This window comes from Providencia sp. PROV076 (assembly GCF_028483405.1).
Lineage (GTDB): Bacteria > Pseudomonadota > Gammaproteobacteria > Enterobacterales > Enterobacteriaceae > Providencia > Providencia huaxiensis.
This window is the reverse complement of the sequence record NZ_JAMPRR010000005.1, coordinates 198000-213271: the sequence shown is the minus strand read 5'-3', so window position 1 is coordinate 213271 and position 15272 is coordinate 198000. Positions and strand designations below refer to the sequence as shown.

The window sequence follows — 15272 nt, the reverse complement described above, 5'->3', positions numbered from 1 at the left end:
AATAAGCGGCCTAAGCCGCTTTGATTACCTGAAAAGAGCAATGCAGTGATTAACTTTACGTATAATCTGTTTAGCATGCACTTCCATGATTTTCGGCGTTGACCAGACACTCATCATATGTGTTTTGTGTTCATCTACTGCGTTACCACAGCGTAACTTGCAAAAAGTATGTGATGAGTTCCCTGCACTAACCCAGAGCCAGCCATTTTCTATCGCATATTCAATAGCAGCCTGAATATGCTTGTTCGGATGTTTTTTCATTGACCCCCGAGATACATAACATAATCATTCCGTTGACATCGGTCAACAAATAATATTCAATGAATTGAATATCTCCCTATCACTTGATTGTTGTAACAACAACCCAGTCAATGTACCCCATAAATAGAGTGGGCTATTATTTTTATCAATGAAAACAATTAATTGAAATTTCATAAAATAATTTTGAAATTAATAATTCAGTTACTATTGGAATTAATTTAAGAACTCACTAGAAATTGAAGGGAACAGATCTATGGTTATTTTTTCCTTAACGACGCAGATTACAGAGATAAAAAAAGCCCAATTTTATGAGCTCTTCTCATTAAAATTGGGCTTTAAAGGTTATTGACGGCTTATTAATTAGGCAACACTGCGTTTCATAAAATCACGAGGGCGGAACCCGAGTACATATAAAGCTACGAAATAACTTCCTGCACCAATAATCACGACGCCTATCAAACGTAGCATACGCATCAGCATATTACCGTCTTGCCAAGAAGGCATAAAGTGTAAAACACCAAACAGCACAGCGCCCATTACAATTAACGCTATCAATAATTTAAATATAAACCCTTTCCAACCGGCTAAAGGCTGAAAAATACCTTGCTTGCGCAGTTGCCAATAGAGAACTCCTGCATTAAAACACGCCGCTAACCCAATAGATAAGGCTAAACCTGCATGTTGTAAAGGGCCAATAAAGGCTAAGTTCATCAATTGGGTTAAAATTAAAGTGACAATCGCAATCTTCACTGGCGTGCGAATATTTTGGCGCGAATAAAAACCTGGTGCCAAAATCTTCACCAAAATCATGCCTGTTAACCCTACACAGTAAGCAATTAAGGCATATTGAGTCATTAATGAGTCATGCGCTGTAAAATTACCGTATTGGAATAGCGATACCGTTAATGCTTCTGCGAGTATTGCCAACCCTAACGCACAGGGTAGAGCAAGTAATAAACAAAGACGCAATCCCCAGTCCATTAATTGGCGATATTCATTTTGATTGCCGCTCGTGAAACTTTTCGCTAATGATGGTAATAAAATAGTACCAAGAGCCACACCAAGTACCCCTGATGGCAATTCCATTAGCCTATCAGCGTAATACATCCATGACACTGAACCAGATTGTAAAAAAGAAGCAAATATTGTGTTGATAATTAAAGAAATTTGCGCAACTGAAACCCCGATAATTGCCGGCCCCATCATTTTCATTACACGCCAAACCCCGCTATCACGAAATGACAGGCGTGGTAACACTAACATGCCCACTTTTTTAAGATGGGGTAGCTGGTAGACAAGTTGCAAAACACCGCCAACCAACACAGCCCACGCCAATGACATAATGGGTGGGTTAAAGTAAGGCGCGGCGAAAGCAGCAAAAATGATCATGCTGACATTGAGTAACGTTGGCGCAAATGCAGGGACCGAAAAACGGTTCCAAGTATTCAGGATTGCGCCTGCGAGAGAGGCCAGTGAAATCAGAAAAATATAAGGAAATGTAACCCGTAAAAGATCCGTCGTCAGCGCAAACTTATCAGCGTCGTCGGTAAAGCCAGGTGCGGTGACATAAATGATCCAAGGGGCTGCAATCATACCAAGGATGGTCACAATCGCTAAAGCGAGGGTTAGCATCCCTGCAATATAAGCAACAAATGTACGGGTGGCTTCCTCTCCCTGCTGGTTTTTATATTCCGCTAATATCGGGACAAAGGCTTGTGAAAAGGCACCTTCAGCAAAAATTCGACGTAAAAGATTCGGTAATTTAAAGGCGACAAAAAAGGCGTCAGCCGCGGCTCCTGCACCGAACACTCGGGCGATAATGGCGTCACGAATAAACCCAAGCACACGAGACATCATGGTCATGGAGCTTACTGCCGCCAATGATTTTAATAAATTCATGATTGATAGACTAAAAGAATACAATCGCATCAGTTTAACAGTGTGCACTGCAACTGACTACGATTGAAAAGTAAATTAGGAATTTAGGCTTTATTCAGTGCCCAAGTGTTATCTGTCAGCGCCGTCAATACATGGTCACGCCACTCACCGTTGATTTGTAAGTATTGCTTTGCATAGCCTTCCCGTTCAAAGCCAAGCTTGGTCAATAAATTACCACTACGCATATTATGAGGCATATAATTTGCCATAATTCGATGTATTTTTTGGTGTTGCTGCATGTAACGGATAGTTTGGGTTAGTGCCTCATACATTAGGCCTTGACCTTGCCATTTTTCACCTAGTGAATAACCTAAATAACATGCATAAAATGAGCCGCGCAATACATTACTAAAATTCGCTACTCCCATCACTTCGTTTTCTTCTTTATCTAATAGTACGAAATGGAAAGCGCTCCCTTCTCGATGCATTTCATTCATGACTTGTAACCGATTCTGCCAACCTGCTGGCTGATAATGAGATTTGTCCCTGATGGGTTCCCATGGAATTAAAAAGTCTTTGTTCAGGCTGTAATAATCAGCTAGTCGATAGTTATCACGTTCATAAGTCAAACGAATAACCATTCTATCAGTGACAAGGCGCACTTTCGGTACATTTGAACGATAACCAAACATCGTTAACCCTTAATTAATAAAAAGCCAGATATTTTCTCTCTTTCCAAGCCAATAACTTAGAACGCTAAAGTGTAGCTTACAATGCGTTGACGAAAAACATATTATGTAAATTAAAATACCAATACATCACTAAAGCCACCAACAGTCTATGCTTTGATAATTAATAATATTCTAAATAATTCGCTCTGTGACTAGGCGACTAGAGAGGATAGATTGGGGAGCATGCACGAGTATGTGACCCAAGTAGCCGAACGCAGTCAACACCGTCACAGAGTGAAGTATGACGAATATTTATCGATAAAAATATATCATCTATTACCCCGCAATATACTGATATTATTGATACGTAATTTTAAAAACATTCCCTCTTTGCTATTTTTCTAATGGTGTCTCATGGCGCAGGTGTCACGGGCAAGAAGCCTTGGTAAGTATTTTCTCCTATTTGACAACATGTTGGTTGTCCTCGGCTTTTTTGTCGTTTTTCCACTTATTTCTATTCGGTTTGTTGATCAGCTGGGTTGGGCTGCCGTGGTGGTGGGTTTTGCCTTAGGAATTCGTCAGTTTGTTCAACAGGGCTTGGGGATTTTTGGCGGTGCTATTGCTGACCGATTTGGCGCAAAACCCATGATTGTCATTGGGATGTTATTACGCGCCAGTGGTTTTGCGGTGATGGCCGTGGCCCATGACCCTTGGGTATTATGGTTATCTTGCGTCCTCTCAGCACTGGGTGGCACCTTATTTGACCCTCCACGAACCGCATTAGTGATTAAATTAACCCGCCCGTATGAACGCGGCCGTTTTTATTCTTTACTCTTAATGCAAGACAGTGCTGGAGCCGTTATTGGCGCGTTGATTGGTAGTTGGTTATTGCAATATGACTTCCATTATGTCTGCTGGGTTGGCGCTGCGGTTTTTATCATTGCGGCCATCTGCAATGCTTGGTTATTACCCGCTTATCGGATCTCAACTGTCAGAACCCCCATCAAAGAAGGCATGAGACGCGTACTGAAAGACAAGCGTTTTGTAACTTATGTGGTCACATTGGCAGGCTATTTTATGTTGTCAGTACAAGTGATGCTTATGTTTCCGATTGTTGTCAATGAATTAGCAGGCACACCTACTGCCGTCAAATGGATGTATGCCATTGAAGCAGCAATATCTTTAACATTGCTTTACCCTATTGCTCGTTGGAGCGAAAAACATTTTCGCCTTGAACACCGACTCATGGCCGGGCTATTTTTAATGAGTCTCAGCATGTTTCCAATTGGCATGACAACCTCTCTCAATACGTTATTTGCTCTTATTTGCCTCTTTTATCTCGGCACAATAACCGCTGACCCTGCTAGAGAAACATTAAGCGCGTCACTTGCTGACCCTAGAGCCCGAGGCAGCTATATGGGTTTTAGCCGCTTAGGCCTTGCTTTAGGCGGAGCTGTCGGTTATACCGGTGGCGGCTGGATGTACGATATTGGCCACCAATGGAATATGCCACAATTACCTTGGTTCTTATTAGGGATCATCGGTTTTATCACTTTATGGGCTCTTCATAAGCAATTTAACCGTAAAAAAATTGAAACAGTCATGTTGAGTGGGCAGTAATGCGCTAAACTAGCGGTGTTACTGTAAAAGGAGTCTTTATGAAGAAGTTTTTAATCGCTGCTATGGTGGGCTTTCTCACTCTGTTATCGGGCTGTAGCCAATTATCTGAGTTTAGTATTAGTGAGTCACAAATTAATAATTACCTTGCTAATAAAGTAAAATATGACCATAAAGTCGGCATTACGGGTTTTGCTGATGCGGATATTCAGCTCGCGAATTTAAAATCAGAAATCGGCCGTAGTGAACCAGGAAAAGTCGCGTTAACGGGGGATGCAACCGTTAAATTAGACTCGCTGATTGGTAAAGCGGAAGCACAAATTAACCTGACACTCACTGCGCGTCCTTACTTTGACGCCAAAACAGGTTCAATTTACTTAAAAGAATTGAATATTAGCAATTACAAAGTGACGCCAGAAAATATGGATACCGCTATGTCAGCTGTTATTCCTTACTTAAACAGTTCACTTGAAACTTTCTTTGAAACTCAGCCTGTTTATGCGTTGAATCCAGATAATGGTGCTGCCGAAGCAACCGCGAAGAAACTCGCTAAAGGGCTGGAAATCAAACCGGGCAAACTGGTCATTCCATTAGTCGATTGATTTTAACCATAAATAATTTCGATTGATAAAAGCATTAAAGGCAACAGGAAAATCTGTTGCCTTTCTTATTCGTTCAAATTCAATCAAAATTATTAATCAACACTGACGACTAAAGTAGAGTAATACCCAGAATCAAAAGTGACAGCGTCACAATTATTCCGTATCTGAGTCAAGTTCATCACGCAGTGCGATAACTGCATCACGGGTAATTTGGGCTAAAGTACGGTAAAATGGGGTTGTTGCATGGGCCTCAACCTTCCCTAAAAAGCTGCCATACCAGCTAAGAATATAGCTATCAAATAGTTCTTCTTGAGCGGCGGTTTCATCTTCCGCCGCTTGGTCTTCCAACCAAGAAGCTGCGAGTAGTAAAGCACCAAAGGCATCGGCTGGCGCATTCGTCAAAGACATTCCTCTCACAGTTAAAAATTCGCGAACCTCTGCTTCTGTAATTTCAGAATCGTAATCATTCGCTAACATTGAAACTGCTGGGGATCCACCTGCAAACAGAGCTTGGTAATCCGCATTAACCGCATTGATATCGAGATCTTTCGCCATGCGTGACCACAACTCATCTTGTTCCAATGGCCATGATGCTTTTAATTTATCTTGAGCAATCATATCAATAAGCGGCTTTACGAGGCTATCAGAGGGACTACGTTGAAATAGTGTCCCCAAAATACGGCAGACGATTGAAAATTCGTTCATATATTATCCTATTTTACAGATTCAGTAGTCACACCTCGTGACCGAAGCAGTTACTTTCAGTATATCGAAAAAATAGGAAAGATATTAGGGGTGATGATTGCGAGTGATCACAAAGACCACTCGCAACAAAGAAGTGGCTAATAACCGCGTTGCATATCAACCACACCAACAGGGGCTTGGCCTGCTTCAATGCGTTCAATATTACTGACAATCATATCCATGGCTTCTTTCGGTTTTGTAAAGGCCGCAACATGGGGAGTGATAGCGATACGTGGATGTGTCCAGAACGGGTGCATTTGCGATAACGGCTCACTCGCAAAAACATCCAGTGCAGCACCTGCAACTTGCCCTGATTCAAGCGCTACAAGCAAATCTTGTTCAACCAAATGGGCTCCACGTGCAAGGTTAATGACATATGCCCCTTGCTGTAGCTGGCTAAACAGCTGCTGGTTTAAAATTCCCACCGTTTCTGGTGTACTTGGCAGAAGGTTAATAACCACACGGGTACCAGAAAGAAAACTGGCTAATTGGTCATTACCAAAATAACTTTTCACGTTATCAAGTTGCTTTTCAGAGCGGCTCCATGTTCTTACATGAAAACCAAAGCTAACTAAGCGCTTTGCAACGGCTTGCCCTAATGCACCAGCCCCCATCACACCGATAACAAAATCTTCGTGTTGATAAGCTGGTAACTGCTTCCATTGACGCTGTGATTGCAACTGCCGGTATTCATCCATGCGACGAAAATAGCTTAACACTTTCGCGCAAGCGTACTCTTCCATTTGGATCGCCATACCCGTGTCTTCCAAACGCATGACAGGAACGCCTGCCGGTAAGGTGCCAGGTTTGTCTTGTTCTTGCTTTAAAATAGCATCCACCCCCGCACCTAACGCAAAAATACCTTTTAAATCACTTCGGCCAGCAAGGCATTCATAAGGCGGTAACCAAACCATGGCATAATCCGCACTTTGGTTATCCCCTTTTTCCCATTGGCGAATATTCACCTGTGGTAATCGCGCTTTCATACCGTCAATCCACTGTTTTGAATCAAAAAATGGATGGTAAAATAAAATATTCATGGCAACTCCTCTTTGGTTTCTAACAGAGTGTGCCGAATGGCATTTCTTTTCAAGTTAATCAAGCCTATACACGCTACTCAATCAGAATTTTGTTAACTAGCTAACGGTTTTTACCTCCACGACTTGCCGTTTTAAATTAACATCAAAAGTATTATTTACCTTAGTCGGTCACATTTAAGATTAGATAATAATCAAATTGTTTTTTATTTAGCTAAACAGCAACAAAAGTCGGAAAAAGGAGAAATAGGGAGTTGACGTAAGACGCTATTTTCCCTATAGTAGCGCCCCGTTGCAGAGCAGGTTTTTATTCCCTACTCCACAACAGATTTAGAAAAACGGTGAGGTGTCCGAGAGGCTGAAGGAGCACGCCTGGAAAGTGTGTATACGGCAACGTATCGAGGGTTCGAATCCCTCCCTCACCGCCATTTTTCTTCTAGTTCTTACCCTCTCTTTCTTGGTATTCCATCCCTTTGTTTTGTTTCTCTTTCGGTTCTATACCTACTCCTTGTGCATGGTATTCACGGCTAATATCTTCCCAGAGTTCTGCATTTTCTACTCCTGCTACTTTTGGGTCAAACACTGGGTCAACACCGAGTTTTTCCTGCCGCTCAAAGTCACGCAGTGCCCGTAATGCAGGTTTTGATAGGAAGACAATGGCGATAAGATTGAGGTAGCTCATGCTACCGAACCCGATATCACCAAGACTCCACATTAAACTGACTGATTGCACGCTTCCTATAAAAACAATAATCAAAAATACAAATTTCAGTATCAATTTGAGAATGGGGTAACACAATTTTCTATCAAGATAAACAATTGTGGTTTCTGCGATATAGTAATAAGCCATCAATGTTGTGAATGCGAATAAAAATACAGCGATTGAGACGAATCCTGACCCTGCGGAAGTAAAGACGGTTGATACCGCCATCTGAGTCCATGCGGTTCCTGCTGCAACCCCGGGGACATATTCAACTAAGGCCGTTGCCGAACCATCGGGAAAAACGTTATACATATTCGTGACAAGGATCATCAGACCCGATGCTGTACATACAACGACAGTATCAATATAAATCGAAAATGCTTGGATCAGCCCTTGTTTTACAGGATGGCTTACCTCAGCGGCTGCAGAGCTAAATGTGGCTTCACCCGCACCGGCCACATTGGAAAAAACCGCACGACGCACCCCCCATGAAACAGCCGTACCAATAATACCACCGAATACAGCGTCCATTCCCATCGCACTGCGGAAAATTAAACTGAACATAGCCGGCACTTGTTCGTAATGGCTACCCAAGATGATCACCATCATGACGATATAAGCCAAAGCCATAATTGGTACAATCTTATCTGCTGCACTCGCAATACGTTTTATACCACCAAAAATTAGCCATGCCATCAGCACTGTCACAATGCCGCCTGTCGCAATTGGGGGTAAGTTGAATGAGGATTGGAAGGAATCCGCTATGGTATTGGCTTGAATACCCGGAACCAATACACCATAAGATAGGCAAATAACGGCAGCCACCATAATGGCAAATGGCTTCAATTTTAACCCTTTCTCGATATAGTAAGGGGAGCCTCCACGGTATTGGTCATCAGAGCGCTGTTTGTATATTTGAGCGAGTGTGGATTCGATAAATGCACTTGCTCCGCCTAATAACCCCATGACAACCATCCAAAAAATCGCACCGGGGCCACCTGCGGCAATGGCTGTCGCCACCCCCGCGATATTCCCCACCCCCACACGTCCTGACAACGCTAAACAGAATGCTTGGAAGGAGGAAATGCCTTCTTTTGACGCTTTATTTTCCTTTAACAAACACACCATTTTAATAAGGTAGCGAAACTGTACACCGCGAGTCGCTAATGTAAAATAGAGCCCAACACCTAGCGATAATACCACTAATGCATTACCCCAGATGTAACCAACGATTGTATTAACGATGGCTTCCATTTTGTACTCCTTCGTTATTGTAATTGTTTATTTGTATTTGCAGGGTAAAAAAAACCTGAGTCCTCTTGGGCACTCAGGTCAACGTTTTTACTGATGGATAAACCAGATAACCTTGGTTTGAGTATATTGTTCAAATGCCTCTAAGCCGTTATCTTTACCGCCAAAACCTGATTGACGAAAGCCACCAAACGGTGTTGTGATATTACCTTCACTAAAGCCATTGACTGAAACAGTGCCTGCGTTAATGCGCTGTGCAATTTGCATGGCTCGGTGAATGTTTTGACTATAAAATGAAGCCGCTAAACCATATTGAGTGTCATTGGCCAAAGCGACCGCTTCATCATCTGTTTTAAAGGGTGTAACGGCTAAGATAGGGCCAAAAACTTCATGCTTAAATAGCGACATGTCAGGTGTGACCTCATCAAAAATTGTCGGCTCGATGTACCACCCAGCACCTAATTCATGATGGATTTTCCCACCCGCAATTAATTTTCCTCCCTCTTTTACCGTGGTATCTAAAAAGGATTTTACTTTCTCAAAATGAGCCTGTTCGACCATTGGCCCAATTGAAACATCCGCTTGCCTTGGGTCACCCACTTTCCATTCTTTAACCGCTACAGCAAGCTTGTCTAATAGTGTTTTTTTGATACTTTCATGCACAATTAAACGAGAACCGCAGCTGCAATTTTCACTCATATTCCAAAAGGCAGCCGCCATAATATGTGGAATTGCCGCGTCAATGTTTGCATCTTCAAACACTACTTGAGGACTTTTACCGCCACATTCGAGCACAATTTCCTTTAAGTTACTTTCGGCGGAATATTTTAAAAATAAGCGTCCCACATCTGTTGAACCGGTGAATGACACCATATCAACATCATGATGGCGACCAAGGGCTTCCCCGACTTTTTCACCTAATCCACAAACTAAACTTAATGCACCTTGAGGGACACCTGCCTCATAGGCCAGTTCCACCATACGATAGGCACTTAATGAGGTTAATTCGGCAGGCTTCACAATCACCGAGTTGCCTACAGCAAGTGCAGGAGCCACTTTCCATGCAAACATTTGAGCAGGAAAATTCCACGGTAACACCGCCCCAACCACGCCAATAGGCTCGTGCACTATCAGCCCCAATTCTTGATGGCTTGTCGGTGCAATTTTGCCAAACAGTTTGTCAATCGCTTCGGCATACCAATAAAAGGTTTCAATGGTTGCGGGTAAATCAGTATTTAAACATTCAGTGATAGGCTTACCTGCATCTATACAATCTAGTGCCGCTAGTTCTTCACTATGCAGTTCAATGAGACTAGCCCACTTAAGCATGATAGCTTTACGCTCTTGAGGTGATAACCCGCGCCATTCACCTTGATTGAACGTGTCACGTGCTACCTGTACAGCGACATTAATATCGTTCGCATCACCGTCAGCAATAAAACCAATAACGCTATTATCGATTGGGGTACAGTTTTCTAATTTATTTTGCTGCTCTGCATGCCCTGCAATTAAATTGCCAGCCCACAGTTTTCCTTGTTTTGCTCGTTCAAATACCTGCTGTTGGGTCATGGTCATATTTCCCCCTAGCGTTTAATCAATTTAATGAATTCATCGCGTTCTTGAGACGCTATATTTGACAGAGGCAAACGGACCGGGCCTACATTAAATGTGCCATTCAAGCAACCCGCTTTGGCTTTTTGGTTATAGTCCCCTGATTCCATTGAGTAAATTGCAGGATAAATTTCATTCATAATCTGCTTAGCGAGTTGCCAGTCACCCGCTTGCGCCGCATTAAAAATAGCAACTTGCTCTGCTGGGAATACATTCCCAGCTCCTGCTATCCAACTTTTTGAACCCCAAAAGAAGAAATCCACTGGTTGGTCATCACAACCACAAATGACCTCAAAATTTTTGAATGGTGTTTGTAATAGATGCAGTGCTCGGCTAAAGCTTCCACTGCTTTCTTTGATAGCGACAATATTGTCAATTTCAGCTAGCTTGATAACCGTTTCAATGTCAATTTCAATACCGATCCGAGCTGGGAAGTTGTACATAATAATGGGTAATGGTGTTGATTTTGCGACTTTTTCATAGTGGGCGTACACCCCTTGCTGATCCGGTAAACTATACGGTGGTGGCGATAACATTAATCCTTCATAGCCCAGTTCTTGAGCTTGTTTCGCTCGTGCAATGGCACCTTCAGTTGATAAGTCGTTAATACCCGCAATTAGTGTCACTCGCCCTTTTGCAATTTTACAAACCGTAGACAGCACGGTTTTACGTTCATCTTCATTTAATGCGTAATACTCTCCCGTGGTCCCGCAGACCACTAAACCGGTAACTCCGCGCTCAATAAGTTTTTCAGTTAACTCAGCAAGCGCACTGATATTTAATGTTAAATCATCATGAAATGGCGTGACTAAAGGAACAAGAATGCCATGGAAATTCATTTGAATTCTCCTCAATATTAAAGAAATCGCTCAATGGAAAAAGGGGTGCAATCGATACTTGTCGGTTGCTGATGAATAAAGCTATTAACGATATCCGCGGTGATCGCTGCTTGGGTTAGCCCTAAATGTTGGTGACCAAAAGCAAAAATATAAGGGCCTTTATGGTCGATCACCGGCAAAGAGTCAGACGTTGATGGGCGAAATCCCATCCACGGTGTAGATTGTTGGCTGTTCAATGGCGTTTTCAGCATCGGCTGCGCTAACGGTAGAAAATGTTGAGCGCGTTGCATATTGGCTGGACGCTTTAGCCCCGCATACTCCACGGTTCCCGCGAGGCGTAACCCTTGAGACATTGGCGTCATAATAAAACGTCTATCCATACTTGATACGGGTATTGATAATCGTCCCAATTCATGGGGCAACATCAAATGATAACCGCGCTCAGTTTCTAACGGCACATTGATGCGACTAACCATTCTCACTAGTGATTTGGAAAATGCGCCGCCTGCAATAACAATTTTTTGGCCTGTGAACTGGCCTTGGGTCGTTGTCAATACCGCTTGTTGATTCGACGTCGATGTAATTTCTGTTACTTCACAGTGGGTTAATACTTGTCCACCCGCGTGTAAAAACGCCTCAGTCAGCTTTTGGTGTAATACACATAAATCCACAACATGGCCGGTATCTGGATAAAAAATGCCCCCGATTTGGCTTTCGGATAAAGCGGGTTCGCGTGTTAGTAGCGCATCTTGATCAATCAATTGATTAGCTATACCAACACTTTGCAAGTACTCACTGTGCTGGCTTAACTTATCGAGCGTTTCTTTTTTCTCGGCCACCAACAGTGAACCCTTCATTTTGACAAGATCACTTAATTGCCATTTCTGAATAAATACTTGCCATGAATCGAAAGCGGCACTGTTTAATGTCATCAATGTATGATGGATATGGGTAAAGGGCTTATGGCGCATGTTACCTAACAGCTTGATTAACCAAGGTGTTAACGGTAATAAGTAACGCCAATCCAGACGCAGAGGGCCCAATGGGTCAAGGAGCATTTTTGGAATTGATGTTAAAACACTCGGATCAGCAATCGGGAAAACCTGTTCTGTCGCAATATGCCCTGCGTTGCCAAATGAGGCACCTTGGCCAATTTCCTGTTTATCAAGCAGCAACACTTGTGAGCCATTCGCTTGCACTGTCAGTGCGATACTCAAACCAATAATGCCACCACCCACCACGATCACTGGATATTTACGTTCCATTTCATACCCCTATGCCACCGAGATCCCAAAACGAAATGGATCTTGTTCATCTATCAATAAGGTATTTTTTCCGCTGATATAGGCATGCCCGCGAATAGTCGGAATAATGCCGTTTTCATCAGCCTGTTGAAAACTAGCCTGAAATTGGCTGCCAATGACGCTGGCTTGATGCCAGATTTCCCCTGCCGCCAGCTTTTTATCTGCAGCTAAGCAGGCGAGTTTAGCGCTAGTCCCTGTTCCGCAAGGCGAGCGGTCATATGCGCCACCTGGGCATAACACAAAACTTTGGCTATTGGCATTGGGGTGTGAACCGAATAATTCGATATGGTCAATTTCTTGGCCATCTTTACCGTAGATACTTTGGTCAACTAAGGCTTGCTTGATTTTTAAACTGACTTCTGTCAGTAATTTAATGTTTTGGAAATCAATGGCAACTGGCGACTGTTCAACAAGAAAAAACCAATTTCCACCCCAAGCGATATCCCCAATAACCGTGCCGAGATCTGGGACATCAACTCGTACCGCTTTGCGATAACGATACGAATACACGTTCTGAATACTCACGCTACCATCTTGATGTAATTGTGCTGTTACATCTCCAACTGGCGTCTCGATAAGATGGTTGCCATAAGTGATATGCCCCAGAAAGTGCAACGAGGCCACTAAACCGATAGTGCCGTGACCACACATTCCCAAGTAACCTTGATTGTTAAAAAAAATCACGCCTGCTGTTGCCGCTGGGTTTTGTGGTTTACACAATAGGGCTCCCACTAGAATGTCATTACCTCTAGGTTCTAAAATCGTTGTACGACGCCAGATATCATGGCTATTACGCAAAATATCTAAGCGAACGGCCACGCTTTGTTGCCCTAAGTCGGGAAATCCATCAATAACAAGCCGAGTTGGTTCACCTGCGGTATGAGAGTCGATAACTTCAATTTTGGTATATTGAGATTGCATTGGTTAGCATCCTATCTATTATCATTGTTAATAGAATGCTTGATTTTTGTTAACAACTCTTGATATCTTTCTAACAAACTTATGCGGTTTTCAGCACAATCTAAAAATATTTAACAGAATTAATAAAATTAATTTAATATTTCGGAGCGCGGCATGATCAATCTAAATAAATTGCTGTTGATTAGTCAGGAGAACATGCTATTTCCCGTTGATAATATTGATATTTTATTAAACCATTTAGGTTTGATTATGCCACTCATTAATACCTTGCCGAATGTAACCTTTTTTGTGAAAGACCATAATGCAAAGTATGTTTTGGCCAATGATAATTTAGCCACCCGCTGTAAAATCGATAGTGTTAACCATTTAGTAGGTAAAGGTGCTGAGGATATTTTTCATTCAGAACTCGGCCAAAGCTATAGCTCTCAAGATTATTTAGTGATGGAAAAGAAAATTAGCGTCATTAATAAGCTTGAACTGCACCTGTATAAAGCAGGCTTGTTGGGATGGTGCTTAACAACTAAGGTTCCTATTTTTAATACACGTAACCAAGTTATTGGGGTTGCAGGAATTTCAGTGGATTTACAAGATGTCAAATCGGTCAGCCCTAAACTGAATAACCAGCTTAGCCGTGTTGAGCGCTATATTAGTGAACATTTTGATATTGCGATAAAAATGACAACTCTTGCTGAAATATCTGGCCTTTCGCTTTCTCAATTAAACCGCCAGTTTAAAGCGATTTTTTTGATAACCCCCCAACAATATATTCAAAAGATGCGTCTGGAACATGCTATTGAACTGCTCGAAGATGATTTTTCAATTACTGAAATTTCCAGTAAATGTGCATATGCTGATCACAGCGCTTTTTGTCGAAAATTCAAAGAAATGACCACAATGACACCTAGCCAATTCAAACGAATGCGTTCACGAATTGATAAACAAAAAGTATTGGCGTGATCGGGTATCATATCGGTTAATCTGTTTTTCCTTAATTTTGATAAGCCCCTTCTATTTCACTGCCACTAAATGTTTTTTATTCGATTATTCAAATAATTGCCGTAATTTTATCGTTAAAATTATAGGGTAGTTTCCTTTGGTTATCTCCTAACTTGAGATAGCTCTTATTGCAGAAATCAATCAATCGCGTATTGATATATCCCAATGCTGCGTCATAGTGCAGTGATGGGAAAGGAATACTCAATGACCATTTACGATCTGAAACCTAAATTTCAAGATCTTCTTCGTCCAATTGTTCATAAGCTATTTAGTGCGGGTGTTACCGCCAACCAAGTCACTTTGGCGGCTTTACTTCTATCTGTTATCAGCGGAATGCTATTACTTTTCATTCCAAATCCACACCTGTTTATTTTATTACCTTTCGTTCTGTTTATTCGTATGGCACTCAATGCGATTGATGGCATGTTAGCTAGGGAGCACAACCAAAAAAGCCACCTTGGTGCTATATTGAATGAGCTCGGTGATGTCATTTCAGATATTGCTCTGTACTTGCCATTTGCGGTTATTTTCCCTCAAGTATTTTGGCTTATTTTATTCATTCTATTTCTTACGCTACTGACTGAATTTATTGGTGTTATCGCTCAAGCTATTGGTGCGTCTCGCCGCTATGATGGCCCAATAGGTAAAAGTGACCGTGCATTTTTTTTCGGTGCGTTAGGGCTTCTCATTAGCATTTTTCCACAGATCATATTGTCTAGTTGGGTAAGTTATCTGTTTATCCTTTTAACTTTGTTGCTGTTTTATACTTGCTATAACCGTATTCGCCGTGCTCTTTGTGAATTATCTGCACATGAGAATAATAATTAAGGAAGAATT

Annotated in this window: 14 protein-coding genes and 1 tRNA gene; 5 read left to right on the top strand and 10 right to left on the bottom strand. The window is 42.1% G+C overall.

Translation table 11 applies throughout. The features are described 5' to 3' along the window. Positions 1-24: 24 nt before the first annotated feature. The 3 genes from PSF67_RS05060 to rimJ form a co-directional block, all read right to left on the bottom strand. The gene (locus PSF67_RS05060) at positions 25-261 is read right to left on the bottom strand and encodes a hypothetical protein (RefSeq protein WP_210848116.1); all 237 of its coding nucleotides are present in this window, start codon (positions 259-261) and stop codon (positions 25-27) included. A 360-nt stretch (positions 262-621) separates the two neighbouring features. Next, entirely contained in the window at positions 622-2160 is a 1539-nt protein-coding gene (gene murJ / locus PSF67_RS05055) for a murein biosynthesis integral membrane protein MurJ (protein ID WP_231068342.1), read from the bottom strand. 83 nt (positions 2161-2243) lie between these two features. Beyond that, entirely contained in the window at positions 2244-2831 is a 588-nt protein-coding gene (gene rimJ, locus PSF67_RS05050) for a ribosomal protein S5-alanine N-acetyltransferase (protein ID WP_102140251.1), read from the bottom strand. Positions 2832-3224: 393 nt separating this feature from the next. On the opposite strand from rimJ, the gene mdtH reads away from it, so the two are divergent. Together mdtH and PSF67_RS05040 are read left to right on the top strand one after the other, a co-directional pair. Further along, positions 3225-4430 (top strand): multidrug efflux MFS transporter MdtH, encoded by a 1206-nt coding sequence (gene mdtH, locus PSF67_RS05045; RefSeq protein ID WP_272676598.1) that lies wholly within the window; start codon positions 3225-3227, stop codon positions 4428-4430. 38 nt (positions 4431-4468) lie between these two features. After that, positions 4469-5029 carry a lipoprotein gene (locus PSF67_RS05040; protein WP_272676597.1) on the top strand — a complete coding sequence of 187 codons (561 nt, stop codon included), beginning with the start codon at positions 4469-4471 and terminating at the stop codon, positions 5027-5029. Between the two features lie 153 nt (positions 5030-5182). Here PSF67_RS05040 and PSF67_RS05035 read toward each other — a convergent pair whose 3' ends face one another. Both PSF67_RS05035 and ghrA read right to left on the bottom strand, forming a co-directional pair. Then, entirely contained in the window at positions 5183-5734 is a 552-nt protein-coding gene (locus PSF67_RS05035; RefSeq protein ID WP_166265104.1) for a TorD/DmsD family molecular chaperone, read from the bottom strand. A 137-nt stretch (positions 5735-5871) separates the two neighbouring features. Further along, on the bottom strand, positions 5872-6813 hold the full coding sequence (ghrA, locus tag PSF67_RS05030; protein WP_102140466.1) for a glyoxylate/hydroxypyruvate reductase GhrA: 942 nt from the start codon (positions 6811-6813) through the stop codon (positions 5872-5874). A 337-nt stretch (positions 6814-7150) separates the two neighbouring features. Here ghrA and PSF67_RS05025 point away from each other — a divergent pair. After that, positions 7151-7238: transfer RNA gene (locus tag PSF67_RS05025), tRNA-Ser, on the top strand. A gap of 8 nt (positions 7239-7246) precedes the next feature. On the opposite strand, the gene PSF67_RS05020 is transcribed toward PSF67_RS05025, so the two are convergent. The 5 genes from PSF67_RS05020 to PSF67_RS05000 form a co-directional block, all read right to left on the bottom strand. Continuing rightward, entirely contained in the window at positions 7247-8767 is a 1521-nt protein-coding gene (locus tag PSF67_RS05020) for an alanine/glycine:cation symporter family protein (protein ID WP_272676596.1), read from the bottom strand. A gap of 87 nt (positions 8768-8854) precedes the next feature. After that, on the bottom strand, positions 8855-10339 hold the full coding sequence (locus PSF67_RS05015) for an aldehyde dehydrogenase (protein ID WP_272676595.1): 1485 nt from the start codon (positions 10337-10339) through the stop codon (positions 8855-8857). Positions 10340-10347: 8 nt separating this feature from the next. Further along, entirely contained in the window at positions 10348-11214 is an 867-nt protein-coding gene (gene dapA, locus PSF67_RS05010) for a 4-hydroxy-tetrahydrodipicolinate synthase (protein ID WP_195698636.1), read from the bottom strand. A 17-nt stretch (positions 11215-11231) separates the two neighbouring features. Further along, positions 11232-12479: an NAD(P)/FAD-dependent oxidoreductase gene (locus PSF67_RS05005; RefSeq protein ID WP_272676594.1), complete on the bottom strand. Its 1248-nt coding sequence runs from the start codon at positions 12477-12479 to the stop codon at positions 11232-11234. A gap of 9 nt (positions 12480-12488) precedes the next feature. After that, positions 12489-13439 carry a 4-hydroxyproline epimerase gene (locus tag PSF67_RS05000; RefSeq protein ID WP_102140461.1) on the bottom strand — a complete coding sequence of 317 codons (951 nt, stop codon included), beginning with the start codon at positions 13437-13439 and terminating at the stop codon, positions 12489-12491. Positions 13440-13592: 153 nt separating this feature from the next. Between PSF67_RS05000 and PSF67_RS04995 the strand changes: the two genes are divergently transcribed. Beyond that, positions 13593-14396 (top strand): helix-turn-helix domain-containing protein, encoded by an 804-nt coding sequence (locus PSF67_RS04995; RefSeq protein WP_102140460.1) that lies wholly within the window; start codon positions 13593-13595, stop codon positions 14394-14396. A gap of 243 nt (positions 14397-14639) precedes the next feature. Next, on the top strand, positions 14640-15263 hold the full coding sequence (locus PSF67_RS04990; RefSeq protein WP_166265116.1) for a CDP-alcohol phosphatidyltransferase family protein: 624 nt from the start codon (positions 14640-14642) through the stop codon (positions 15261-15263). Positions 15264-15272 lie beyond the last annotated feature (9 nt).